General features: G+C 65.8%; 20 protein-coding genes and 4 pseudogenes. 14 read left to right on the forward strand and 10 right to left on the reverse strand.

The genetic code is table 11. The annotated features are described in order from the left end of the window. The first annotated feature begins 18 nt into the window (after positions 1 to 18). Entirely contained in the window at positions 19 to 2,307 is a 2,289-nt protein-coding gene (locus tag AC1DFE_RS20695) for a chitobiase/beta-hexosaminidase C-terminal domain-containing protein (protein WP_476907743.1), read from the forward strand. A 100-nt stretch (positions 2,308 to 2,407) separates the two neighbouring features. Here AC1DFE_RS20695 and AC1DFE_RS20700 read toward each other — a convergent pair whose 3' ends face one another. The 3 genes from AC1DFE_RS20700 to AC1DFE_RS20710 all read right to left on the reverse strand — a co-directional run bounded on the left by AC1DFE_RS20700 (position 2,408) and on the right by AC1DFE_RS20710 (position 6,009). Continuing rightward, complete coding sequence (locus AC1DFE_RS20700) at positions 2,408 to 3,451, reverse strand: hemolysin family protein (protein WP_476907744.1); 1,044 nt, start codon at positions 3,449 to 3,451, stop codon at positions 2,408 to 2,410. Next, positions 3,444 to 4,805, reverse strand: coding sequence for a hemolysin family protein (locus AC1DFE_RS20705; RefSeq protein ID WP_476907745.1), 1,362 nt, complete (start codon positions 4,803 to 4,805; stop codon positions 3,444 to 3,446). Before AC1DFE_RS20705 ends, AC1DFE_RS20700 begins: the two co-directional genes overlap by 8 nt. 148 nt (positions 4,806 to 4,953) lie before the next feature. Beyond that, entirely contained in the window at positions 4,954 to 6,009 is a 1,056-nt protein-coding gene (locus AC1DFE_RS20710; protein ID WP_476907746.1) for a hypothetical protein, read from the reverse strand. Positions 6,010 to 6,182: 173 nt separating this feature from the next. Here AC1DFE_RS20710 and AC1DFE_RS20715 point away from each other — a divergent pair, with 173 nt between their 5' ends. The 6 genes and pseudogenes from AC1DFE_RS20715 to AC1DFE_RS20740 all read left to right on the forward strand — a co-directional run bounded on the left by AC1DFE_RS20715 (position 6,183) and on the right by AC1DFE_RS20740 (position 11,785). After that, positions 6,183 to 6,854 (forward strand): DNA alkylation repair protein, encoded by a 672-nt coding sequence (locus AC1DFE_RS20715; protein ID WP_476907747.1) that lies wholly within the window; start codon positions 6,183 to 6,185, stop codon positions 6,852 to 6,854. 172 nt (positions 6,855 to 7,026) lie between these two features. Next, on the forward strand, positions 7,027 to 7,920 hold the full coding sequence (locus AC1DFE_RS20720; protein WP_476907748.1) for a helix-turn-helix transcriptional regulator: 894 nt from the start codon (positions 7,027 to 7,029) through the stop codon (positions 7,918 to 7,920). A 296-nt stretch (positions 7,921 to 8,216) separates the two neighbouring features. Further along, positions 8,217 to 9,070: pseudogene (locus AC1DFE_RS20725) on the forward strand (MFS transporter). A gap of 9 nt (positions 9,071 to 9,079) precedes the next feature. Next, positions 9,080 to 9,964: a helix-turn-helix transcriptional regulator gene (locus tag AC1DFE_RS20730; protein ID WP_476907749.1), complete on the forward strand. Its 885-nt coding sequence runs from the start codon at positions 9,080 to 9,082 to the stop codon at positions 9,962 to 9,964. Positions 9,965 to 10,304: 340 nt separating this feature from the next. Beyond that, positions 10,305 to 10,889: a PadR family transcriptional regulator gene (locus AC1DFE_RS20735; RefSeq protein WP_476907750.1), complete on the forward strand. Its 585-nt coding sequence runs from the start codon at positions 10,305 to 10,307 to the stop codon at positions 10,887 to 10,889. Positions 10,890 to 11,006: 117 nt separating this feature from the next. Next, a pseudogene (locus AC1DFE_RS20740) lies at positions 11,007 to 11,785 on the forward strand (ammonium transporter). An 80-nt stretch (positions 11,786 to 11,865) separates the two neighbouring features. On the opposite strand, the gene AC1DFE_RS20745 reads toward AC1DFE_RS20740, so the two are convergent. Continuing rightward, entirely contained in the window at positions 11,866 to 12,621 is a 756-nt protein-coding gene (locus AC1DFE_RS20745; protein WP_476907751.1) for a lytic transglycosylase domain-containing protein, read from the reverse strand. Between the two features lie 437 nt (positions 12,622 to 13,058). Here AC1DFE_RS20745 and AC1DFE_RS20750 point away from each other — a divergent pair, with 437 nt between their 5' ends. From AC1DFE_RS20750 to AC1DFE_RS20775, 6 genes and pseudogenes are all read left to right on the forward strand, one after another. Further along, positions 13,059 to 13,268 (forward strand): hypothetical protein, encoded by a 210-nt coding sequence (locus tag AC1DFE_RS20750; protein WP_476907752.1) that lies wholly within the window; start codon positions 13,059 to 13,061, stop codon positions 13,266 to 13,268. 109 nt (positions 13,269 to 13,377) lie between these two features. Continuing rightward, positions 13,378 to 13,680, forward strand: a complete 303-nt coding sequence (locus AC1DFE_RS20755) for a DUF4193 domain-containing protein (protein WP_003802821.1) — start codon at positions 13,378 to 13,380, stop codon at positions 13,678 to 13,680. Between the two features lie 46 nt (positions 13,681 to 13,726). After that, positions 13,727 to 14,814, forward strand: a pseudogene (locus AC1DFE_RS20760) (calcium:cation antiporter). A gap of 75 nt (positions 14,815 to 14,889) precedes the next feature. Further along, positions 14,890 to 15,384, forward strand: coding sequence for a MarR family winged helix-turn-helix transcriptional regulator (locus AC1DFE_RS20765; protein WP_476907753.1), 495 nt, complete (start codon positions 14,890 to 14,892; stop codon positions 15,382 to 15,384). Positions 15,385 to 15,568: 184 nt separating this feature from the next. Further along, positions 15,569 to 17,116: an HNH endonuclease signature motif containing protein gene (locus AC1DFE_RS20770; protein WP_476907754.1), complete on the forward strand. Its 1,548-nt coding sequence runs from the start codon at positions 15,569 to 15,571 to the stop codon at positions 17,114 to 17,116. A 344-nt stretch (positions 17,117 to 17,460) separates the two neighbouring features. Beyond that, on the forward strand, positions 17,461 to 18,063 hold the full coding sequence (locus AC1DFE_RS20775; protein WP_476907755.1) for a TetR/AcrR family transcriptional regulator: 603 nt from the start codon (positions 17,461 to 17,463) through the stop codon (positions 18,061 to 18,063). Between the two features lie 146 nt (positions 18,064 to 18,209). Here the strand turns inward: AC1DFE_RS20775 and AC1DFE_RS20780 are convergent. The 6 genes and pseudogenes from AC1DFE_RS20780 to tkt form a co-directional block, all read right to left on the reverse strand. After that, positions 18,210 to 18,353 (reverse strand): annotated as a pseudogene (locus AC1DFE_RS20780) (aspartate aminotransferase family protein); the annotation flags it as partial. 64 nt (positions 18,354 to 18,417) lie between these two features. Further along, a complete protein-coding gene (locus tag AC1DFE_RS20785) occupies positions 18,418 to 19,008 on the reverse strand; it encodes a ribose-5-phosphate isomerase (RefSeq protein ID WP_476907756.1) in 591 nt (196 codons plus the stop codon). A gap of 133 nt (positions 19,009 to 19,141) precedes the next feature. Further along, positions 19,142 to 19,615, reverse strand: coding sequence for a ribose-5-phosphate isomerase (locus AC1DFE_RS20790; protein ID WP_476907757.1), 474 nt, complete (start codon positions 19,613 to 19,615; stop codon positions 19,142 to 19,144). Between the two features lie 10 nt (positions 19,616 to 19,625). Continuing rightward, complete coding sequence (gene rpe, locus AC1DFE_RS20795; RefSeq protein ID WP_476907758.1) at positions 19,626 to 20,345, reverse strand: ribulose-phosphate 3-epimerase; 720 nt, start codon at positions 20,343 to 20,345, stop codon at positions 19,626 to 19,628. 106 nt (positions 20,346 to 20,451) lie between these two features. Further along, on the reverse strand, positions 20,452 to 21,573 hold the full coding sequence (gene tal / locus AC1DFE_RS20800) for a transaldolase (protein ID WP_476907759.1): 1,122 nt from the start codon (positions 21,571 to 21,573) through the stop codon (positions 20,452 to 20,454). A 24-nt stretch (positions 21,574 to 21,597) separates the two neighbouring features. Continuing rightward, positions 21,598 to 23,748 (reverse strand): transketolase, encoded by a 2,151-nt coding sequence (tkt, locus tag AC1DFE_RS20805; RefSeq protein ID WP_476907760.1) that lies wholly within the window; start codon positions 23,746 to 23,748, stop codon positions 21,598 to 21,600. A gap of 153 nt (positions 23,749 to 23,901) precedes the next feature. Here tkt and AC1DFE_RS20810 point away from each other — a divergent pair, with 153 nt between their 5' ends. After that, a complete protein-coding gene (locus tag AC1DFE_RS20810; protein ID WP_476907761.1) occupies positions 23,902 to 25,212 on the forward strand; it encodes a helix-turn-helix transcriptional regulator in 1,311 nt (436 codons plus the stop codon). Positions 25,213 to 25,414 lie beyond the last annotated feature (202 nt).

Below are 25,414 nucleotides of genomic sequence, written 5' to 3' on the forward strand. Positions count from 1 at the left end.
CGGATCGATGAGGTCATCATGAAATCAGCACAAAGCGAGCCGGGAGCGCGCACTTTTCGCCCTCCCGGAGTCCGCAGGCTCGGAGTCTTCGCCACCGTCTCCGCTGTCATCTGCTCGACGTCCATGTTCGCCATTCCTGCCGCCAGTGCGGCCGTACCCACTTTCCCGGACAACATCGTTGTCTTCCCCAACCGTGACTTCGTCACCATCGAGGGCTACCAGAACCACGTCGGAGAGACCGGCACCGTCGAGGTGCGACGCTCTGGCAAGGTGGTCGGCTCGGCCCAGGGCGTGGTAGCGGCCGGCGATGTAGCTTTCGAAATCAACCACCCCGGTGGGTACTGCTGGGGCGCAGGAACCGGCCTGAACATCACGCCGGACATCCTCCCCGGCGACGTCGTCTCCATCAAGTTCGGCGCCACCACAGGGGGCGAGACCACTGTCCAGGACGCCTACGTGACCGGCGATTCCACCCTCAGCGGCAGCACCCTCACCGTCAAGGGGCACATCGGGGCCGGGGTCAACCCCACCCAGCTCGAGCAGCGCATCATTGAGCCGGCGCTCCGCGACACCACGGTGGCCCGGCGCGACATCCGCGCCGTCCCCGGCGCACTCACGCCGGCCCCCAGGGGCGGCTACTCCTCCGCGCTGGACGTCGTGGGCGACACCTTCACCGCCACCTACAACTTCGACGACGCCGCCACCGCTGAAATCGCCGCCAACGCCGGCCTCGGCGAGCGCGCCATGGCCTGGGAGTTCGAGGATGCCGACGCTAACCGGCAGGGCCTGACCATCGCCGAGTACGGCGAACCAGGCGGGCCCGGCATGGGCGGCTGCCCCAACGGCCCGCTGCAGTCCGGACCGCCCGCGCCGTCCGGCATCACGGCCGCGAAGGTTTCAGGCGGACTCAAGCTGAACTGGACGCCGGCCGAAGCCATCCCCGGAACCCCGGCCATCACCGGATACCGTGCCGTCGCCGTCGGCAGGACCGTGACGGTCAACGAGCAGGTGGAGCTTGGCAAGCGCATCTCCGGCCAGGCCGCCACCGGCACCACCATCACCGGCCTTTCCGCCACCGAGGACTATGACGTCTACGTGGTCGGTGTCAGCGGCGTCGGAGAGTCCTACCCTGCGGCACACGCCATCCCGGTCACAGACAGCACGGCTCCGACCGTATCTGCGACGCCCAACGGCGGCACCTCGCCGGTTGCCCAGCGGGTCACGCTGACCGCCAACGAGACGGGCAGCGACATCTACTACACCACCGACGGTTCCGATCCGGTCCTCTCCGGCGGGGTCCTCGGGACGACAGCGGTCCGCTACACCGCCCCGATGGACATCGCCACCAACACCACGCTGAGGTTTGCGGCGTTCGACCCGTCCGGCAACGTCTCCACCATCAGCGAGGCGATCTTCAAAGTCACGAACGATCCGGTTCCCGCCACTCCCGCCTTCTCAGGGGCACCCGTGGTGGGCCAGGGCACGGCCACACTGACCTGGACGGCCCCGGATCCGGGCGCTGCCGGGCTGTCAATCACCGGCTACACCCTCCAGGCCTACACCGCTGACGGCACAGCGTTCGGCGCCCCCAAGACGGCAGCCGGCACCGCAACGTCCCTCGTCTATGACGGACTCGCGGGCGACACCGCCTACCAGTTCACGATCAAGGCCAGCAACGCCAATGGCAGCAGCCCCGAATCGGCCAAGACCGCCGCCGTCACCTCCCAGGGTGCCGTCGTCGCCGTGGCCGGCCCGGACCAGAACATTGTCCGTCGCACCACCGCCACCACAGTGACGCTTGACGGCACGGGCTCCACCACCGCCGGCGCCACCTACCAGTGGGCGCAGGTCCTGACCGGGCCAACCGATCCGGACAAGGTCACGCTCACCGGGGCCACCACGCTCAAGCCGACGTTCAGCCTCCCGGTCTTTAGGACCCCGATGACCAACAACGGGCTCACGTTCCGGCTCACCGTCAAGGTTGGAACGACCACCCGGACCGATGACGTCAAGGTAGTGCCCGTTCCGGACCGGGTAACCATCGGCGTCGCCCAGTGGAGGACCGGTGACCTCAGGATTGACGGCACCAGCAGCGTGGTCGGCGGAACCGTCACCGTCCGGGCCGGCGGCCCGACGGGCAGGATCCTGGGCCAGGCAGCCGTCACGGCCGCCGCAGCACCGGCAACCGGGGGCGTGTACAGCCTGCGGCTCCGCAACGCAGCAGCCGGCACCACTAACCCGGGCCCTGTCTGGATTGAATCGACGGCCGGCGGCACGGCAGGTCCCACGGCGGTAGCCAACAAGTAAACAATCAGCATTAACCACCGAGTCCGGTGCCTGCTGGCGGTCAGCCGCCAGGCACCGGACTCGTTTGTGTCCCCGGTTTGGGCCAGGAGCTGCTGGTTGGTCAGGAGCTGCTGGTGGCGTCCTGCACTTCGCCCACCAGTTCCTCGATGATGTCCTCGAGGAACAGCACCCCGGTGGTATTTCCCCGCGCGTCGAAGACCCTGGCGACGTGGGCGCCGGTGCGGCGCATGGTGGCCAGGGCATCCTCGAGCTCGCTGCCGCGGAACGTGGAGGCCAGCCGGCGGATCCGTTTCTCCGGCACGGGCCGCGTGAACTTCTCCGCTGTGGTGAGGTCCATGACGTCCTTCAGGTGAAGGTAACCGGACGGGTCGCCGTCATGGTCGGTCAGGATGTAGCGGGAGTACCCGTGCTCGGCCACCGCGCGCTGGATGTCAGCCGGCGTCGCGGACGCCGGCAGCATCACCATCCTGGCGATGGGAACTTCGACGTCCGCCACTGTCTTGGCCGTGAACTCGAAGGCGGCGGTGAGGGCACCGCTGTTGTCCGTCAGGACGCCTTCCCTGGTCGACTGCTCCACGATGTTGGCCACCTCGTCCAAAGTGTAGGCGCTAGTGGCCTCGTCCTTGGGCGCCACCCGGAACAGGCGCAGGATGGAGTTGGCCATGCCGTTCAGGGTCCAGATGACCGGTTTGAACAGGCGCGCCACCATCACCAGCGGCGGGGCCAGGATCAGCGCGGCGCGTGTGGGGACCGAGAACGAGATGTTCTTGGGGACCATCTCGCCCAGGACCACGTGCAGGAAGGTCACCAGCAGCAGCGCCGTCACGAACGCGATGATTCCAATCGCTTCCCCGGACAGGGACGTCAGACCCAGCGGGATTTCCAGCAGATGGTGGATGGCCGGTTCGGAGACATTGAGGATCACCAGGGAGCAGACGGTGATGCCCAGCTGGCTGGTGGCCAGCATGAGGGTGGCGTGCTCCATCGCCCAGAGGGTGGTTTTCGCTGCCTTGCTGCCGGCTTCCGCCTTCGGCTCGATCTGTGACCGGCGGGCGGAAATGACGGCAAACTCGGCGCCCACGAAGAAGGCGTTGACCACCAGCAGGACGGCCAGCCAGATGATGCCCGGAAGATACTCACTCATGGGTCAGCTCCTGTGTGAGGCTGTCGACGATCCTGTCGTGGGCGCTCTTGGGCGGTTCCGCGGATTCCTCCGGCGTGAACTTGAGCCGCTCGACGTGGGTGCCGGCAACCCGTTCCACGCGGAGGGTGCCGCCGTCGATCGCCACCTCGTCACCGAGCTCCGGGATTCGGTCCAACTGGTCGGTGACGAAACCGGCCACGGTGTCGTAGTCCTCGCCGTCGGGGACGGCGATGCCGGTCCGGTCCAGGAGCTCGTCGGGGCGCAGCGAAGCGTCGAAGGTGATGGACCGGCCGGTCCGGACCACGCCCACACGGGCCCGGTCGTGCTCATCCTCCAGTTCGCCGACGATCTCCTCCACCACGTCTTCCAGGGTGACGATGCCGGCCGTTCCGCCGTGTTCGTCGGAGACGATGGCCACCTGAAGGCCCTGCTTGCGCAGCAGCACCAGGAGGGAGTCCACCCCCATGGACTCGGGAACCATGAGCGGTTCGATCATGAGGTCGGCAGCGAGGACGCCGGCGCGGTCGCCGAGGGCGACGGCGAACGCCTGCTTGACGTGCAGCACGCCGAGCACGTCGTCGCGATCGCGGCCGATGACGGGAAACCGCGAATAGCCGGTGGAGCTGGCCAGCGCGATGATCTGTTCCGCCGTGTCATCAGTGTTCACCGCGGTCATCCGGACACGCGGCGTCAGAACATCCGCGGCGCTGTGCTCGGAGAAACGCAGCGTCCGGTGCAGCAGGGCTGCGTGGTCCAGGTCGAGGACGCCCTCCAGTGCGGAGCGGCGGACCAGCGAGCTCAGTTCCTCGGCGCTGCGGGCGCCAGAGAGTTCTTCCTTGGGCTCGATGCCGAAGGACCTGATGACGGCATTCGCCGTGTTGTTGAACAGGAGGATGACAGGCTTGAACACCGCGGTGAACAGGGCCTGGAACGGGATCACCACCTTGGCGGTGGCCAGCGGCAGCGCCAGGGCGAAGTTCTTGGGAACCAGTTCGCCGATCACCATCGAGAAAATGGTGGCGATGAAAATCGCGACGACGGCACCCGCCCCGGGCACGAGCCCTTCCGGGAACCCGGCGGCCGTCAGCGGTCCGCTCAGCAGCTTGCTGATGGCCGGTTCAAAGGTGTAGCCGGTCAGGAGGGTCGTGAGGGTGATGCCCAGTTGCGCACCGGACAGGTGCGTCGAGGTGATTTTGAGGGCTGTGATGGTGGGGGCGAGGCGTTTCTCGCCCCGCGCCTGGCGTGCTTCCAGGTCGTTGCGGTCAAGATTGACCAGGGCAAACTCGGAGGCTACAAAGAATCCGGTGCCGACTGTCAGGATCAGGCCGATCCCGATCATGATCCATTCATTCATTGGGGGCGCCCCTCTCCCGTGCTAACCGGCGTGCCGGTCAAATGGGTGAGGGGCCAGGGCATATGTGAAGGAGGGTCGTCCATAGTGCCCTCCAGTATATCGGGTGTTCTCCGCGAACCGTTTCCGCGCAGACAACCCCGACGACGACTCAGGACGCAGCGTTGGTGAAGGGGATCCGCTCAAAGGACAGGACGGGTGTGCCTGCCTTGGTGGCGGTGACCTTGAGCCAGTTCTTGGCGTTGTCCGATCCGTCGACGGTGACCCTGGTCAGGTTCTTCGCTGCCGTGTCCTGGCCGTAGAAGTCCAGCCACTTGGAGCCAGCCGCCAGCGGGTGGTCCTGGTTGTAGACGTGGCTGTCACCGTTGATCAGGTAGACCGGGCCGCCGAAGGTGTTCGATTCGCGGATCAGGGTCTGGACCAGCGGCGTGAAGGCGCTGTAGTTCTCCTGGGTGGGGGCCGTGACGGTCGGGTCGAACATGTCCGCCTGGGTCATGACGACGACGGCCCGGTCGTCATTCTCGCGGGCCTTCCGGAACGTCTCGGTGAGTTCCCGAACGTCGGCGGCGGTGCGGTCCCGCACCTCTTCCGCCTGCTCGGCGGTGGGTCCGGTGTTGCCGAGCCCCGACCAGGGCAGCAGGCCGTTGTTGCTGCCGGTGATGTTCACCGCCGTGATGGCAATGCCATGCCTGCTGAAGTTTACGTTCTCAGGGAAGCCCAGCCGGTCCTGCGATTTGACCTTCATTCGAGCCCCCAGAGTGGTGCCCGGCTTGGGGAAGAACGTTTCGCGGACCTGCGCGAGCCGTTCAAGCGGGTTGTAAGCGCCGTTGTTGGTGCGGTGGCAGTCAGTCCATTCGTTGTCACCGGGCGTGTAGACCAGAGGCAGGGTGAACGCGTCGAAGTTCTTTCTGATCGCGGCGAAGTACTCGTCGGTGCACTGCGTGGAACCGCTCTTGATGTCCCCGAGGTGTGCCACGAAGGAGAGTTCCTTGTGGGCGTTGATGTCCTCAACGTAGGACGGGAAGGCCTGGAATTCCGCATCGCCGTACGGGACATCGCCGATAACGGCAAAGCTGTAGGTGTCCTTCGCAGCGGCGTTGTCGTTCACGGCCAGGGCGGGCGGTGCCAGCAGGGACCCCGCCGCCAGGGCCGCGCCTACACCGGCCACTGCACGGCGTTTGATTGATCGGCGTTTGATTGATCGCATGACTTCTCCTCAGTCTGTCCATTGGTTTCAGGGACAGGCTAAGGGCCAGAAACGAACCTCAGTCGACCGGCAAATGAACGGATGCTGCAGGCAGCGGCATAACCGTAGAAGGCGGGACGTAGAAGGCGCGACCGTAGAATACGAACGATGGCGGCCGGCGAGAAGGAGCAGTGATGGCGGGAACAACAGTTGACGCGGTGATGGCCGAGCTGGCCATGCTCGAGGATCCGAAGGTGCGCGAGGCCAACCAGAAGCGCGGCGACGACCACGGCGTGAATCTGTCCGCGCTGCGTGCGGTCGCGAAGCGGCTGAAGACGCAGCACGGGCTGGCCTGCGATTTGTGGGCCACGGAGGACACCGCGGCCCGGTTGCTGTCACTGCTGATCTGCCGGCCGAAGGCCTTCGGCCGGCAGGAACTGGACACCATGCTGCGCCAGGCGCGCGCTCCCAAGGTGCATGACTGGCTGGTGAACTACGTGGTCAAGAAGAGCCCCCACGCTGACGAGCTGCGCCTCGCCTGGACTGACGACACGGACCAGGTGGTCGCGAGTGCCGGCTGGGCCCTGACCACCGAGCGGGTCGCGAAAAATCCCGAAGGGCTCGACCTGCCAGGGCTGCTCGACACCATCGAGGCGGAAATGAAGGACGCCCCGGACCGCCTGCAGTGGGCGATGAACCACGCCCTGGCACAGATCGGCATCGACCACGCAGGCCACCGAGCCCGGGCCATGGACATCGGGGAACGGCTGGAAGTGCTGAAGGACTACCCGACCCCGCCCAACTGCACCTCACCCTTCGCGCCGATCTGGATCAACGAGATGGTTAGCCGGCGGGGCGGGGCCTAAGGCTCCGCCCCAGGGCGGTCCATCGCCGCGCTGCCACGGACCAGATCCGGACCGGGGTGCCCGGCGCTCCACCGTCGGCGGCAGTTCCTGTTCTTAGTCGGCGGCAGTTCCCGTTCTTACAGGTACTGGCAGGGACTGCCACGGGCCCACTCCCCGGCCTAACGTGGTGGACATGGATAACCGGAAGGAAGCCCGCGAGTTCCTCGTCTCACGGCGGGCGAAGATCACTCCCGAGGAAGCAGGACTGCCCAACTTCGGCGGCATCCGCCGCGTGCCCGGGCTGCGACGCGAAGAAGTGGCCCTTCTGGCCGGAGTGAGCATGGAGTACTACACGAGACTGGAACGCGGTGGCCTCGCCGGCGTGTCCGAGACCGTACTGGACGCCCTGGGCCGCGCGCTGCAGCTCGACGCCGCCGAGCGGGAGCATCTGGCCAACCTCGCCCGGGCTGCGGGTCCGGCGCGGCGCACCGCCAGGCGGCAACCGGCAACCGCCGTGCAACCCAGCGTCCAGACCATCCTCGATTCGATGACCGGGGTCCCGGCCTTCGTTCGCAACGGCCGCCTGGACATCCTCGCGATCAACGACCTCGGCCGGGCACTCTACTTCGAAGCGTTCCTTTCCCCCGTCCGGCCGGTAAACCTCGCCCGGTTCCAGTTCCTGGACCCGCGCTCACGCAACCTCTACCCCGACTGGGACAAGGCCGCGGACACCGGCGCCGCCCTGCTGCACACCGAGGCCGGCCGAGACCCGTACAACAAGGACCTCAGCGATCTCGTGGGCGAGCTGAGCACACGATCAGAGGAATTCCGCGGCCGCTGGGCGCGGCACGATGTGCGCCTGCACAGCACCGGATACAAGGAGTTCCGGCATCCCGCCGTCGGCAATCTGCGCCTGAATTTCGACGCGATGGAGCTCCCGGCCACACCGGGCCTGACCCTCACCGCGTACAGCGCCCAGCCCGGCACCGCGGACGAGGACGGCCTCCGGCTGCTCGCAAGCTGGGCTGCCACCGAATCACACAACATCCAGCCTGCAGACGTCAAGGCAATAAAGGAAAAAGCATGACCCTCCACGTCTCCGACGAGGAATACCGCCTTCCGCAGGACTAAGAAGCCAAGGAACCAGTGAAAGAACCCTCATTCCAAGGCAACAGCCCCCTAAATACTGAACCAATCACAGGCGCCCCGCTTGCCTCGGTTCCTGCCGCGCCCCGGGCCGGCCTGACTCTTGCCTCATCGGTGCTCGGCTTCTTCATGATCACCCTGGATGCGGTGGTGGTAAACGTCGCTTTGCCCAGTATCAGGCAGGACCTGGGTGGCAGGATGACCGGCTCGCAGTGAATCGTAGACGGGTACACCCTGATGTTCGCAGCGTTCCTGCTCTCGTCCGGGTCCCTCTCGGACCGCATCGGCGCCCGGCGGGCCTTTGGCGTTGGCCTGGGCATCTTTGTGGCGGCTTCGGCCGCCTGCGGGCTGGCAACGACCCTGGCCTGGCTCATCGCCGCCCGGTTCGTGCAGGGTGGTGCCGTTGCCTCTTCCTCGGCCCCCTGATCGGCGGATTGCTCAGCCTGGTGAGCTGGCAGCTCATCTTCTTCATCAACCTCCCCGTCGCTGCACTGGCACTCATCCTGCTCGCCCGCTCACCTGAATCCCCGAAACGCAGGGCATCCTTCGACTGGGCAGGGCAAACAACAGCTGTCCTGTCCATGGGCGCACTGATCTACGCGACCATAGAAGCCGGCGTCGACGGTATCACCGGTCCGCAGGTAATCGCGGCGTTCATTGTCGCCGCCTGTGGGGTCGCCGCGTTTCTAACAGCGCAGGTCCGCGGGTCCGACCCGATCGTGCCTCCCCAACTGTTCCGCTCACGCACCGTCTCCGTTGCCTCGACTCCTCTCTGGGTGCTGTCCGCGCTCATGATGCTCGTGGGCGTCGGCGGTCCACTCGTTATGCCACCCATCACGGCCGTTCTGCTCAACAGCGTCCCGGCTCATCAGACAGGCAGGGCAAGCGGCGTCTTCAACACCAGCCGCCAGATCGGCGGCGCTCTCGCCGTCGCAGTCTTCGGCACATTCCTGGCCACTCCTGGCCTGTTCACTGAGTGCCTGCGCACCTCCTCATCGCTGCCGGCATACTTTTCGCAACCGCCGTCTCAAGCCGGCTTCTGCCAAGAGGGGTCTTGGCATGACCTCCCTCCATCTTGGGAATCGACGTAGCCTGACCGTATGGACAACCGAACCGAGGCACGCGAGTTCCTGGTCTCCCGCCGTGCCCGGATCACCCCGGACCAGGCGGGCGTGGAACCGATTGGCGGCCGACGGCGTGTTCCCGGCCTACGCCGGGAGGAAGTGGCGCGTCTCGCGGGCGTCAGCATCGAGTACTACACACGCCTCGAACGCGGCAACCTCAGCGGCGCCTCCGACAGCATCCTCGACGCGATCGCACAGGCCCTTCAGCTGGACCGGGCCGAGCACGACCACCTCTATGACCTCGCCCGCGCAGCGAACACCACGGCCCGGACGCGGACCAAGAGCACGCAGACCACCGTGCGGCCGGCGATGCAGTACCTGCTTGATGCCATAACGGGCGCCCCTGCGTTCATCGCCAACAACCGGATGGACGTCGTGGCCGCGAATGATCTCTGCTACGCCATGTACTCGGACATGTACCGCGGCACCGCCCGTCCCGCGAACCACTCGAGATTCATCTTCCTGGACCCGCTCTCCCGCAACTTCTACCCTGACTGGGACCGGGCGGCCAACGTCAACGTCGCGATTTTGCGCCGGGAGGCCGGCCGCAACCCGCATGACAAGCGCATTGCCGAACTCGTCGGCGAACTCTCCATGCGCAGCGACGAATTCCGCACACGCTGGGCCGCCCACAACGTCCGCCGCCACTACTCCGGAACCAAGACCTTCCGCCACCCGGTCGTGGGGCTCCTCGAACTGACGTACTCGGCCATGGAACTCGAAGACGATCCCGGCCACACGCTCACGGTCTACCCGGCCGTTCCCGGCAGCCCGTCCGACGAAGCCCTCCGACTCCTGGCCTCGTGGGCCGCAACGGAGCGAATCGCAGACACCGCGCGGGCGGCCAGCCGGGTGCCGTAAACAGAACCCGCGGCACTGGTCCCTGCTGCTCTCCCGACCGTGCCGGCGGTGGCTGTTCACGGTCGTATCCATCGCAGCTGTGACCCTGCTGAACATCCTCGGCATCAGGGCAGCAGCCAGGGCAAACTCCCTCGCGGAGGAAGCAAAGAATCCACGGAATAGCATCCCACGGGCCATCATGCTGACCACCGTTCTGGCCGGGCTGATCTTCCTTTGGGCTGGCGTACATCAGCCGCCTGCCGCTGCACTCGTCAAAGACTATTGACCGGCCGATATGTACCGATATATCGTTGAGTATCGCTTGAAGAGCAGGCGACATTCAACGAAAGGGCGATTCCCCATGAAAGGCATTCACGACCACAACAGATTTTCGGATTCCGGACCCGAAGCTGGACGCTTCGAGCGGGGAAGGAGCCGGCGCGGGCCGCATGGACATGGCAGGTTTGGCCCCGGCCGCGGATTTGGTCCGGGGTTTGGCCCCGGCGGCTCACGCCGGGCCAACAGGGGCGATGTCCGCTCCGCCATCCTCTCGCTTCTGGCGGAAGCCCCGTCCAACGGCTACGGGATCATCAAGACCATCGCGGAGAAGTCATCAGGTGCATGGCGGCCCAGCCCGGGCTCCGTCTACCCGACCCTCCAGCAACTGGTCGACGAGGAACTCATTGCACCGGTGGGCGACGGCCGCCGCACCGAATTCGCGCTTACCGACCTGGGACGGGAGTACGTGGCTGACCACGCCGAGGAGCTGGACCGCGCCTGGAACACCAACACCGAGGAATCCGGACCCGCGTTCCACCAGAGTGTCGAAAAGCTCATGGGCGTCATCCACCAGTTCCGGTTCGCGGCAACCGATGAACAGCGTGCTGCCGCGATGGAGAAGATCGATGAAACCCGCCGCGCCCTTTATCAAATCCTCGCGGACTAAGGGAACCTACTTCGCGGCGACGGCCAGGAACCGGATGGGCAGCTCCAGCAACTCCAGCGGACCATGCGGGCCCTCGCCGTCCAGGAGCAGGGAATCGCCGGGCTCCATGGTGTACTCATGCGCGCCGTGCCCGTAAACCATCCTGCCGGCGAGCATGTAGATGCCCTCGCGCTGGTCCTGGGACGCAGCGCGGGCTGGCCCAAGAGCGAGCACGTCAAGCCTAACAGCCGCCCGCTGGTGCTGGTGGGAGCGGGGCTGCTGTGGGCTGGCTGGTTCGGCTTCAACGCCGGCTCGGCCCTCACCGCCGGGCACTCGGCGTCGGTGGTCTTCCTGAACACCGACGTGGCGGGCGCCGCCGGCCTTCTCGTCTGGGCACTCGTGGAACGCGTCAGGTTGGGCAGTGCCAGCAGCATGGGCGCTGCTTCCGGACTCATTTCGGCCCTCGTGGCCATCACCCCGGCCTGCGGCGCCGTCAGCCCGCTCGGCGCACTGGCCATCGGACTGATCGCCGGGCCGTCTGTTCCCTGGCCATCGAACTGAAGTTCCGGCTCGGGTTCGACGATTCGGTCGACGTCGTCGGCGTTCACCTCATCGGCGGCATTATCGGAACCCTGCTGATCGGGCTCTTCGCCACGGACGCCGCCCCGAACAAGGTCAACGGGCTTCTCTACGGCGGAGGGTTTGGCCTGCTCGGCATCCAAACGATCGCAACGGCGGCCACGCTTGCCTACTCCTTCGCGGTCACCTGGGTCATCGCCAAGGTCCTCGACATCACCGTGGGCCTCCGAATCGACGAGGCGGCCGAACTCCGCGGCATCGACATCGCGGCGCACTCCGAATCCGCCTACCTGATGGATGAGGAACCCGTGGAACTGGGCTCGCCGCACCGGGTCTAACCTCACACTGAACCCAGCCGCCACCTGCGCATGCAGTCAACCTGCAGGCGGGGGCGGCGGTCGTTATGGGCGTCGCCGGGCTACCCTGACTGCGCCGCATAATCGGCAGCCTTCTCACCCACCTGACCCAGGTAGGCCTCGGACTGGTTGTAGGACCAGATGGCGTCGGCCCACCCCTGCGCCGTGGTGAGATCGCGGCCACCGGCGCACAGGTAGCCGGCCGCGCTGAGGGCCGCGTCGTCGATGTTGTGCGGATCCGCCACACCGTCCCCGTTGGCGTCCCTTCCTGCCAGCTTCCATGTGGAGGGGATGAACTGCATGGGGCCGACGGCATGGTCCCAGAGGGCGTCGCCGTCGAGCGCGCCGCCGTCGGTGTCGGCAATGGCGGCGAAGCCGTCGCCATTGAGGCCGGGGCCAACAATCGGCCCGCTCACCTCCCCCGAAGCCGTGAGGCGGCCTCCGCCAAGGGCGCCGTGGGCGGATTCAACGAAGCCGACGGCGGCCACCGTGTTCCAGCCGATCCCGCACGCCGGCGCGTCAGAGTTCGCCATGCCAGCCGCCGCGACGTACGCCCGGAGGGCCCGCACAGGAATTCCCGTCCGCGCGGCGGTCCGCGCCAGCCACTCCGGGTCCACAGTCCTGGTGATGTTCACGGCATGCGCGCTCCCACTTGCCAGCGGCACGAACTTTCCCGCCGCCTGCGGCGGGGCCGGCTGGGACCCACGCCCAGCGCCGGGCACGCCCGCAGTTGCCATGCCGAGGAGCCAGAAGGCAAGCCCGGTGATGGCGCAGAACGCGAAAAGGCTGAGAACCGCGAGGCGTTTCAGACGAAGCACGGAACAGCCTAACCCGGCACTCGCGCATGATTGGCCACCTGGCACACAAGGTGACGCGACCGGACCCTAAAAGAACCGCGCCTGATCGAGGAAGCTGCGCGGGAAAGGGGCCAGGGTTCCCCGTTCTCGATCCTGCTCCGTGGGGGCCGCTGCACTGCCCCGCCAGCTGTTCCCACCGCATGTCTTGACAAAGTTTTGGCCTCACGGTCTAATTTTTCGCAGAGCACCGAAAATACACGCGACACCGAACGCGTGGACCGGCTTCCATCAGAGCCCGTGGGGGCGGTGCACCAGCGGCCTACAGGCCCGCACATACCGGCACCCGGTAAGCGCTGCGTACGCAGAGATCCCGGGGCGCCCTGCCGCCCCTTAACGCGCGGCCCAAACTCTGAATAGCCCAGAACAGCTCAAAACTTTCAACACCCTAAAGGAAACCAATGCCCAGCACCGCGAAGACCATCGACATCCATGTAGACGACCACCAGATCCTCGACGAACGGCTCGATGCCGCCGTCAAGGACCTCCAGGAAGCGGCCATGCTCACCGGAACACACGGGATCATGGTCACGCGCAACAGGCCCGGAAGCTACACCGCCACGCTTTCCGACGAGGTTCCGTTCGGCATGACCCGCGAAATCATCCTCTAAACTTTGGGGACCTTAATCGTCACCGGGTTTCCGGGAATACCTGGCGGCGCCCACTCGTTGAGTCCTGCGAATGTGCGTCGTCCGGCGCACAGCCGAAGGAGTAAAAACCATGGCAACTGACTACGACGCCCCTCGCGTGGCCCAAGAGGACCAGCCAGCCAACGAGTCCTTGGAGGCCATCCAGTCGCGGCAGGGCGGATCCCAGACTGCCCTGCTCGATGTGGAAGAAGCCGACACCGCAGAAGGCATCGACCTTCCCGGCGCCGACCTGTCGCACGAAGAGCTGCTGATTCAGGTTGTTCCGGTGCAGGAAGATGAGTTCACCTGCATGTCCTGTTTCCTGGTCCACCACCGCAGCCAGCTCGCGCGCGAAAAGGATGGCAAGAAGTACTGCTCGGAGTGTGAAGGCTAGTACCCGAGGTCTAGCACTGAAGGGCCAGCACTGAGAAGATAGCGCTGTGCTGGCCCGGCTCCGATCGTCCTGGACCGCCGTGGTACCCGTCGTCGGCCTGGTCGTCCTGGCCGTGACCTGGGGAGTCTCCCCGGGCCCGGTGCTGGCTACCGCCATCGCGGTGGTTCCGGTGGGCGCCGTCCTGGCGGCGGTGCATCACGCCGAAGTCGTGGCGCACCGCGTCGGCGAGCCCTTCGGATCGCTGGTGCCGGCGGTCGCCGTGACCATCATCGAGGTCGCCCTGATCGTCACCTTGATCGCATCGGGGGCGAGGGCAGCCACTCGCTGGCCCGCGACACCGTTTTCGCCGCCGTCATGATCACAGCCAACGGCATCGTGGGGATTGCCCTGCGGGTGGGCGCCCGCAGGTTTGGCATTCCGCGGTTCAAGCCGGAGGGCGCCGGTGCTGCCCTCGCGGTGGTCACCACACTCGCCACCCTGACGCTGGTCCTGCCGACCTTCACGTCGTCGCGGCCCGGACCTGAGTTTTCGCCCCTGCAGCTGGGCTTCGCGGCCGTTGCCTCACTGTCACTTTACGGCGTGTACGTCCTGACCCAGACCGTCCGCCACCGCCACTTTTTCCTTCCCGTCGTCTCTCCCGGCGACGGCGAGGACGACCTCCATGGCGCCACCCCGACCAACCGGGCCACCTACACGAGCCTGGCGCTGCTGTGCGCGGCGCTGGTCGCCGTCGTCGGACTGGCCAAGACCGTCTCCCCTGTTATCGAAGCGGGCGTCAGCCGTGCCGGGATCCCGGAGTCCTTCGTGGGCGTGATCATCGCGCTGCTTGTCCTCCTGCCGGAAGGCCTCGCCGCCAGCCGGGCCGCATCGCGGAACAAGATCCAGATCAGCCTCAACCTGGCCTACGGCTCGGCGATTGCCAGCATTGGGCTGACGATTCCCGCGATCGCTGTAGCCAGTATCTGGCTGCAGGGACCCCTTACGCTGGGGCTCGGCGGCACGCAGATCGTCCTGTTCCTGCTGACGGTCGTCGTGGGAACACTCACGGTGGTGCCCGGGCGCGCTACCAGGCTGCAGGGGGCCATTCACCTGGTGCTGTTCGCCGCGTTCCTCTTCCTCGCCATGTTCCCGTAGTTCCGATTTGCGGTTCCGCCAGGGCTTCGAGGGCCGGTCAGCCGGCTCCAACTGCCACTTCGATATCATGGCTTTATGACTTCCCCTCCAGGGAGCGACGATGACCTCCTGCTCGAGCGGCAGCTCTGCTTCGCCCTTGCCGTCGCCTCGCGTACTGTTATCGGCGCCTACAGGCCCGTGCTGCAGGAGCTCAACCTCACCCACCCCCAGTATCTGGTGATGCTGGCGCTATGGGAAAAGAGCCCGCGTTCCGTCAAGGAGATCAGCGACGCCCTCCTTTTGGTCCCGGCCACCCTTTCCCCGCTGCTCAAGCGGCTCGAAGCCCTGGGATATGTCACCCGCCGCCGCGTTCCCGGGGATGAGCGGTCCCTTGCGGTCGGACTGACACCCGAAGGGGCCGCGCTCCGCGGCAAGGCGCTGGGCGTACCCGGCACCATGCTCGCCAAGCTCGGCCTCAGCCGTAGCCAGGCGGAGGACATCCACGTGGCCATGACGCAGCTCGTCGAATCAGCCCAGATCGACCACACGGCCCAGGTTGACCCCACCTTAGAGGACGAAGCAACGGCATAGTCCCGTCAGCGCGGCCCTCCACCGCGCGAAACCACCTCATCGCGAATGGATCCTTGCGGCCCCGGGTCTGAGGCCCCGCACCGCCCACGCTAAATGTCGCACCCTCCCCCTAGTCTGAAAATGTCCGGTAGGGGAAATTCCAGAGGTGATTTCAGTAGGCAGAGTTTCCGGGGGGAGGGCAGCCGTGGAGATCCAGTCGTTGGTCGATGACGAGACCTGGGTTCCGGCTGTCGTCTTCGCGGACCGGGAGGATTCACTGCTGGCCGGCACCGTGAACTTCCCACTCCCGTCCTTCCTTACGGCCGACGAGGCCCTGGGTGTGGTGGAGTCGTCTGACCGGCTCATCGCCTGGGCAACAGCCATGAAGATGCGCGCGCTGGCACGGGTGGAAGAAGCGATTGCCGAAGAATCTCCCCGCCGCCAAGAGAACCAGCCGGTACGGTTCGGCGGGGACGAAACCCATGCCCTGGCCGTCAGCGAGGTGTCTACCGCCTCCGCCCTCTCTGAAGGCACCGCCGCACGCTGGCTGAATGATGCCGCGGACCTGGCCACGTCCCAATGGGAGGTCCTTGAAGCAGTTGAGGCGGGCGAGATCTCCGAGGCGCACGCCCGGATCATCCTCGACCAGGCCCGCTCCCTGCCCGCCGAACAGGCCGAAGACTTCTCGCGGGCCGCCCTGCGACGCACGCGGACCCGGCAAGGCCGCCTCCGCACCCCGTCCGAATTACGGACATGCCTGCGGCGGCTGCGTGAACACCTCCACCCCGAAAGCCTCGCCGCCCGCAAAGAGGCTGCCCGGCGTGAGCGCGGCGTATGGTTCATGCCCGAACCGGACGGCATGTGTACGCTCACCGCACGCCTAACAGCAGAAACCGGGATGGCCATTTTCAACGGACTCGACCGCGACGCACGGCAGGCCAGCGCACGGGCTGCAGAGCTCAGGGCCCTTTCGGGTTCCGGCAATGCCCCCGATCGCAGCACGCTGCCGGAGCTGCGGGCTGATGCATTCACCTACCGTTTCCTGGGCGGATCTGATGAACTTTTTAGTGAATCTGACGAGTCGGAGTCCGGAGCATTCCGCGCCGAGATCGTGGTGACCATTCCCGTCCGACACGTCATAGGCAACGGCAACGGCAACGGCAACGATCTCGAAGTCGGCGCCGGCGCCGAATCCACCGGGCTGGCCTCCACAACCGGACCCGCAGCAGCAGCCGAACTCGAAACGGCTGAGCTCGAAACAGGCGTACTCGAAGGCTACGGTCCAATCGATGCTCCCACGGCCCGGCGCCTCGCAGCCCTCGCGCCCACATGGCAGCGGCTCTTCACCGACTGCACCACCGGCCAGGCCCTGGGCGTCGGCCGCGCCGCTTACCGTCCACCGAAAGCGCTTCGCCGCTACCTGAATTGCCGTGACGGGACCTGCCGGTTCCCGGGATGCACCCGTCAGGCCACAGCCTGCGAACCCGACCACACCATCGAATGGCAGGATGGCGGCACCACCGACCCTGGCAACCTGGCAATGCTCTGCCCAAAGCACCACGCACTGAAGTCCATCGGCGCCTGGAGCTACACGCACTCCGGTGCGGGCAACCTCAGCTGGCTTTCACCGCTGGGCCGGGAATACGTTACCGAACCAACAGAATTCGGCATGTCTTTCCACCCAAACGATCTGCCAGAACGAACACTAAAGCCAGCGAATCACTCCGCCGCGCCCGAACCTCCGCCCTTTTAGGGGACTAGTCTTTTCGGGGGCGGGTCTTTTGGGGGCGGGTCTTCGGGGCCGAGTCGAGTGCGCAGACCTGCCGTCCTGGTTATGAGCAAGGCAGGCCAGACCAACGCGCACCGGCAGGTTGCATGGCCCCCTGCCACCGGTACATCGACTGCCCCTTCCCAACCCTTGGATTTTTGTCCAGATAATGGCCGCTAAATCCCCCGGAAGTCGCGATACGCGGACAAAAACTCCAGACTTCGACGGCGGTTAGCCGCTCCTCAGAACTGCACCCCCCGCAGCCACATTCGGCTGGCATCCGGACGCGAGGGCAAAAAAATTGCATAGAAAAGGTAGAATTTCCCGACATGAGGACAGTCGCAGATAACCTTGAAAATCCCGATGATGTCCGCACCCGTATTGTGGTCACCGCCTACGACCTGTTCTCCCACCGTGGAATCCGGGACGTCGGCGTCGACGAGTTGATCCGCGCCTCTGGCGTCGCCAAGGCCACGTTCTACCGGCATTTCCCGTCGAAGGACGACGTGGCGCTGGCCTTTTTGAAGCGCCGTGACGAGCTATGGATGATGGGATCGGTGGTCCCCGAAGCCAAAAGAAGGGCAGACAACCCGGAAGACCAGCTGCTGGCGATCTTCGACGTGTACGACCAGTGGTTTCAGGACGACGATTTCGAGGCATGCTCCTTTGTGAAGGTGCTGCTGGAAATGGGGGCCACGCATCCGCTGGGGCGCGCCAGCATCGAGTACCTGGCAAGGATCCGCCAACAGGTACGGCTCCTAGCCGACGAGGCAGGCCTCGAGGACTCCCAGGCGTTCTCGCTCTCCTGGCACATCCTCATGAAGGGCTCGATCATTGCCGCCGCCGAAGGGGACAAGCTCTCGGCCCGCCGCGCCCGGCACATGGCCAGTGGTCTGATTGCCGACTACCGGCCCAAGGGCTCCCCCGAATAGTCTCACCCCAGGGTCAAGAAAGTACGACGCCGGCCGGTCACCAGAAGGTGACCGGCCGGCGTCGTACTCCCCTAAGTTTCTCCCGAATTAAAGCGCGACGGCGGGGAATGCCTGATCGTAGATGTCCAGGGCCATGGCCACCTCCGGCGGCCCATGTACTCGGCAGAAACGGGCGTCCGCGTGGCCCGGTCCTGAACGAGTTCCAGCGCCCAGAACACGCCTCGGCCGCGGACCTCATCGATCACGTTGTGGCGCTCGGCAAGGGCACGAAGGCCGGGTTCGAGGTTGTCGCGATGTCGCCGGAGATAATGACGCCGCCGACCGGGATGTGGCCGGAGTTCATTCTGGGTCCACTCACTCGTGGAAGGCAGGCGCCTCTTCGAGAAGGCGGCGTCCTACCAAGACTCCCCTCCTGCTGGCCTCGCATGCCAACGGGGTGAGGCAGGATTCGTAGTCCGCGATCTGCGTGATGCGGCGCTTGTGCCGGGAGTCATGGGTGAAGGGCTCCTGAAGGAAAAGGACCGCGAGCTGTCGGCACTCCTCCGGCGTGTGTTCGCGGGCGCCGATGGCGATGACGTTCGCATCGTTGTGCTGGCGGGCCAACCGCGCGGTTGACTCGTTCCAGACCAAAGCGGCGCGAATGCCCCTGACTTTATTCGCCGCGATCTGCTCGCCGTTGCCGGAGCCGCCAATAACGATCCCGAGGCTTGGCCGGTTGTGGTTGATGTCGCGGGCGACGCCCTCAGCGGCACTGATGCAAAATGCCGGATAGTCGTCCTGGGCGTCGTACGCACCCGGCCCGTGGTCCACCACGTCAAACCCCAGGCTGCTCAGTTCGTCCTGCAGGGTGCGGCTCAATTCAAGGCCTGCGTCATCGGTGCCTATGTGGACCCGGTAAGTAGTCCCAGCTCCGCGTTCATTGGTTGATGATGGGACGTTAGTCATGTGATCGCTTTCAGGGTGTAATGGTGCTTGCAGGAACTCGTCCGACGGCTAGAAGGTCCTGCCAGCGGAGCCGAGCTGCTGGGTTGCTTCGACGACGCGGGCAGCGAGGCCGGCCTCGGCGGAGGCGAGCCTGCTACTCGGCAACCTCGCCGGTGGACTCATAGGTGGCGATCTTGCCGATGCGGCGTTCGTGGCGTTCGGCATTGGTGAATGGTTCGGCCAGGAATGCCTTGATCAGTTCGGTGGCCTCTTCAACGGTGTGCTGGCGCCCGCCAACTGCGACAACATTGGCATCGTTGTGCTGACGGGCCAGCTTGGCCGTGTCCAGGTTCCAAGCGAGTGCAGCGCGCACGCCCTTGACCTTGTTCGCAGAAATCTGCTCGCCGTTGCCCGAGCCGCCCAGGACTATTCCGAGGGCGTCCACGCCCGCGGCCTGATCGGCCACGACGGCTGCCGCGGCGTTGATGCAGAATGCCGGGTAGTCATCCTCGGCGTCGTAGGCGGCAGGCCCGTGGTCCACCATCTCGTAGCCAGTGGCTGACAGTGCCGTGATGAGGTGGGAGCTAAGTTCCATGCCGGCGTGGTCGGTTGCGATGTGAACGCGCATGAGTGGTCCTTCAGGCTCGCTGGAATACGACGTTGTTGGGGCTTGATGCCGCGGGGCTGAAGGCGAGTTGACCCTTTGCCCGCAGCGATTCGATGGCGTCCTCAGGTGACGGCTTACCGTACACGGCCGATCCGGCCACGAAGACGTTGGCGCCGGCCTCAGCGGCGCGGGTGATGGTTTCTTCCGTGATGCCGCCGTCCACCTGGATGGCCACGTTCACCCCGGAACCCTCGACCGCAGCACGGGCGCGGCGGATCTTGGGCAGCACAACGTCCAGGAATGCCTGGCCGCCAAAACCGGGCTCCACCGTCATGAGCAACAGCATGTCCAGTTCAGGGAGCATGTCCAGGTATGGTTCCACCGGGGTGGCCGGGCGCAGTGCCATGCCTGCCTTGGACCCGCGTGCGCGAAGTTCGCGGGCGAGTTTGATGGGGGCGTCGGAGGCCTCGACGTGGAACGTCACCGAGCTCAGGCCGGCGTCGGCGAACTGGGGCGCCCAGTGGTCGACATTGGAAATCATCAGATGGGCATCCAGCGGCACGGGGCTGACCTTCTGCAGCCGTTCCACGACCGGCAGGCCGATGGTCAGGTTCGGCACGAAGTGGTTGTCCATGACGTCCACGTGCACGGCGTCGGCGTTGCTGATGCGGGCCAATTCGGCTTCGAGGTTGACGAAGTCGGCCGAGAGGATGCTGGGGTTAATACAGCAATTCAGGGGTGAAACGGACATGATGTCTGCCTTTCGGTGATCTGGGTGACCAAGGCGTGGGGACCCCGAAGGGGCCCCACGCGGCCAGGACGGATGGCTGTTAGCGCCGTGGCTCGTAGCCCAGTGGCTAGGAAGCCTTCCGTGCGGTGGTGAGTGCGTTGTTGACGTCGGCCAGGAGTTCGTTCCAGCTGGCCACAAACTTGTCCAAGCCTTCGGATTCCAGGAGGGCGACGACGTTGTTGTAGGAGATGCCGAGGTGTTCGAGGGCGTTGAGGACGGTGTTTGCTTCCCCGTAGGTGCCGGTGATGGTGTCACCGGTGACCACGCCGTGGTCAAACGTGGCGTCCAGGGTCTTCTCCGGCATGGTGTTGACGATGCCGGCAGCGACGAGCTCGGTGACGTACAGGGTGTCCGGGTAGGCCGGGTCCTTCACTCCGGTGGAGGCCCACAGGGGACGCTGCGGACGCGCGCCGGCTTCGGCCAGGACCGCCCAGCGTTCCGTCGAGAAGAGCTCTTCGTAGACCTGGTAGGCGAGGCGGGCGTTGGCGACGCCAGCCTTGCCCTTGAGGGCCTTGGCCGCGTCGGTGCCCATCGCATCCAGGCGCTTGTCGATCTCGGAGTCCACGCGGGAGACGAAGAACGACGCCACGGAGTGGATCCTGGACAGGTCATGGCCGTTGTCCTTAGCCTGCTTCAGGCCGGCCTGGAAGGCGTTGATGACGGCGCGGTAGCGCTCCAGGGAGAAGATCAGGGTCACGTTGACGCTGATGCCTTCGGCGAGGACCGCGGTGATGGCTCCAAGGCCCTCAAGCGTGGCCGGGATCTTGATCAGGACGTTGTCCTTGTCGACCTTCTTGAACAGGTTCTTGGCCTCGGCGATCGTGCCCTCGGTGTCCCAGGCCAGGCGGGGGTCAACTTCGATGGAGACGCGGCCGTCGACGCCGTTGGTGGCCGCGGCGATCGGGGCGAAGAGGTCGCAGGCGTCGGCGACGTCCGTCGTCGTGATCTCGAAGATCGTCTCCTCCACGCCGGCGCCCTGCGCGGCAAGTTCGGCGATCTTAGCGTCGTAGTCCGTGCCGGAGGTGATCGCGGCCTGGAAGATGGACGGGTTGGTGGTCACGCCGACGACGTTCTTTTGGTCGATGAGCTTCTGCAGGCTGCCGCTGTCGAGCCGCTCCCGGGAGAGGTCGTCCAGCCAGATGGACAAACCTGCTTCAGAAAGCTGTGCGGTGGGTGTTGCGTTGGTCATGGCTTCTGCTTCTTCCTTCAAAAGTTAGTTGGCTGCGGCGGCGATGGAGTCCCTGGCAGCAGCAGCGACTGCTTCTGCGGTGATGCCGAACTCCTGGAACAGGCGCTTGTAGTCTGCAGAGGCGCCGTAGTGCTCGAGGCTGATGGAGCGGCCGGCGTCGCCGACGAATTCCTTCCAGCCCAGGGCCAGTCCTGCTTCGACGGAGACGCGGGCCTTGACTGCTGCGGGCAGGACAGCCTCGCGGTAGGCGGCGTCCTGCTTGTTGAACCACTCGACGCACGGCATGGACACCACGCGGGCGGCGATGCCCTCGGCCTGGAGCGCTTCGCGGGCCTGGACGGCGAGCTGGACCTCGGATCCGGTGGCGATCAGGATGACCTGCGCCTTCACGGTCTGGCCGTCCCTGGATGCCTCGGCCAGGACGTAGCCGCCCCTGGCCACCCCGGCCGGGGAAGCGAAGGTGTCGCCGTCGGCACTAGCCTCGCCGCGGGGGAAGGTCGGGACGTTCTGGCGGGTCAGGACGATGCCGGCCGGGTTCTCGTGGTTCTCCAGGATGGTCTTCCACGCGATGCCCACCTCGTTGGCGTCGGCCGGGCGGACCACGTCCAGGCCCGGGATCGCCCGCAGGGTGGAGAGCTGCTCCACCGGCTGGTGGGTGGGGCCGTCTTCGCCCAGGCCGATGGAATCGTGCGACCACACGTAGATGGACGGAACTCCCATGAGCGCGCCGAGGCGGATGGCCGGCTTCTGGTAGTCGCTGAAGATCAGGAAAGTACCGGAGAACGCGCGGGTCTTGCCGTGCAGGCTGATGCCGTTCACGATCGAGGCTGCGGCGTGCTCGCGGATACCGAAGTGCAGGACGCGGCCATACGGATTGCCCTTCCACGCTTCAGTGGAGCGTGAGGCCGGGATGAACGACGGCGAGCCCTCGATCGTGGTGTTGTTGGACTCCGCGAGGTCAGCCGAGCCGCCCCAGAGTTCCGGCATGACCGGGCCGATCGCGTTCAGGACCTTGCCGGAGGCGGCGCGGGTGGAAACATCCTTGCCGGCAGGGAATACCGGCAGGACGCCGTCGAGCCCGGCGGGGAGCTGGCGGGCCTCGACGCGCTCCAGCAGGGCAGCACCCTCGGGGTTGGCTGCCTGCCAGGCAGAGAAGGACTCTTCCCATTCCTTACGGGCAACCGCGCCGCGGTCTACCACACGCCGGGCGTGTGCCAGCACGTCCTCGTCCACCTCGAAGGACTTGGCGGGGTCGAAGCCCAGCACTTCCTTCAGGGCTGCGACTTCGTCGGCGCCGAGTGCGGAGCCGTGGATCTTGCCGGTGTTCTGCTTCTTGGGGGCCGGGTAGCCGATGATGGTGCGCAGCGAGATGATGGACGGCTTGGAGGTTTCCGCCTTGGCCGCCAGCAGCGCGGAGTAGAGCTCCTGGACGTCTTCGACGTATTCGCCCGTCTCCGTCCAGTCCACGCGCTGGGTGTGCCAGCCGTAGGCCTCGTAGCGCTTCAGGACATCTTCGGTGAAGGCGATGTCGGTGTCATCTTCGATGGAGATGTGGTTCTCGTCGTAGACAACCACGAGGTTGCCGAGTTCCTGGTGCCCGGCCAGGGAGGAAGCTTCCGAGGTCACGCCTTCCTGGATATCGCCGTCGGAAGCGATGACCCAGATGGTGTGGTCGAACGGGCTCTCGCCGGCGGGAGCATCGGCGTCGAACAGGCCGCGCTGGCGGCGCTGGGAGTACGCGAAGCCCACCGAGGACGCCAGGCCCTGCCCCAGGGGGCCGGTGGTGATCTCAACACCGGCGGTGTGCTTGTACTCCGGGTGGCCCGGGGTCAGCGCACCCCACGTGCGCAGCTCCTGAAGGTCCTTCAGTTCCAAGCCGTAGCCGGAGAGGAACAGCTGGCTGTACAGCGTCAGCGAGGAGTGGCCCGGGGAGAGGATGAACCGGTCACGGCCGATCCAGTCAGGGTCACGCGGGTCGTGGCGCATCAGCTTTTGGAAGAGAAGGTACGCGGCCGGAGCCAGGCTCATCGCGGTGCCGGGGTGGCCGTTGCCCACCTTCTCGACGGCGTCTGCGGCCAAAACACGCAGTGTGTCCACCGCGCGCTGGTCCTCGGACGTCCAGTCGAGTGTTGTGGTGCTGTCTGCGATATGCGTCGCGGTTGCTGTCGGATTCACGGTTAATCCCCTTTGATTCGGTCGTCGGCCTGCAGCGGCCGATCGGATGCTTTCCGGTTAACACCTATGTTTCCGAAACTAATGGGTAGGGGTAACACTGTTTTCTGACGGTTTTTACTACACTTTAGGAGTGGGTGCCAGTAAACTGTCCGGATGAGCGCAGCCACCGACCAGCCCGCGAAGGCGTCCACCATGCCCCTTACAGACCTGCCATGGCCGCTGCTGCATTCAGTGGCAGCAGTAGCCGATGCTCCCCTGCTTCAGATAGCGGAGCGGCTGCGTGATGCCACGCTTCCATATCTGGGAAGCAGCGCGCTGGTCATCTTCACCGAGGACTGCACGGGGCGGCCGCAGAAGAAGGCAGGTGCGGAGGAAATCATTTCCCGGGTTTCCATTGCCGAGCTGGATACGCTTCGCGCCACCCTTTCGGATGAGACCCCGTGGTTCGGGGAAGCCGAGCTTGCCGGCCGGTCCCGGCCCGCACTAGCCCTGAAACATGCCTCCAGCCAGGCCCTTCTCGTCATCACCGATCCTCAGCCGTCCGATCCCGGAAACGACAACGCCGGGCTGGACCTGGTGACGTATCTGTGGAACCTTGCTGCCCGGCGGATCCAGGAGAAAGTGGCCGATGCGCCGCCGTCGTACCTGCTGGAATCCCGGGCTGCCTCGGCCGAACGCATCCGCGTGACGGCGGAACTGACCGATCTGCACTCCACCACCCTGGAAACCCTGCTGGCAGCCCTGCGCTCATCCTCAATGGACAATGCAACAGCCCGCACAACCGTCACTGACCTCACCGCCAAGGCTTTGGTCCGGCTCCGCACCCTCAGCGACCGCACCACGGACCTGGTGGAAGAGCCCGTTGCCAGGGCCTTTGAACGCCTGCGGGAGGACCTGCGGCCCCTCACGGGATACAGCGGCATTGAGGCCGAGTTCATCGAGCCGCCGCTGAATGGACGGGCCCTCCCCGGCGAGGTCGCCCACGCGGCAAGGGCAGTGGTCCGCGGGCTCGTGCTGGCCATGATGGAACAACCCGACGTCAGCAGAATCCGGACCCAGTGGGACTGTGACGGCGAAAACCTGCTCATCAACGTACGCGACGACGGCCGCGGTGCACTCGCTGCCGACGCGCCGAGCATCAGCCGCCTTGACCGCCGGGTCCAGGCGCTTACCGGCCAGCTGCGGATGGACGTCATGCCCGGCTGGGGGGCCGACGTCTTCGTCTCGCTCCCCCTGGACCTGCCGACCCGCCCGGCCGGGGATGTCGCCGGCTGGAACCTGGCCGCCCGCGAACTCGAAGTGCTCCAGCACCTCGCCGCCGGGAACCGCAACCGCACCATCGCCTCAGCCATGGGCATCAGCGAGAATACGGTCAAGTTCCACGTGCGGAACCTGTTCAAGAAGCTCGACGTCGGCTCACGCACCGAGGCCATCGCCCTGGCACACAGTCACGGACTCCGGTGACGGTGTAAGAACCCGGCAGCACGCGAAACGGCKGCACCCGAAAGGGTGCCGCCGCTGTCTTTTCTGGTTGTGTACGGGGTTATGCGGTCGTGGTGGCGGACATGAGGGCCATGGTGGTGGCGCCGAGGGCTTCGAGTGCGTGTTCTGTGCGGGTGGAGCGTCGTGTATGCCCTGGGTGGTGGGGAGCGTTGGTGGCTTGCCG

This window comes from Arthrobacter sp. 05T423 (genome assembly GCF_056396245.1).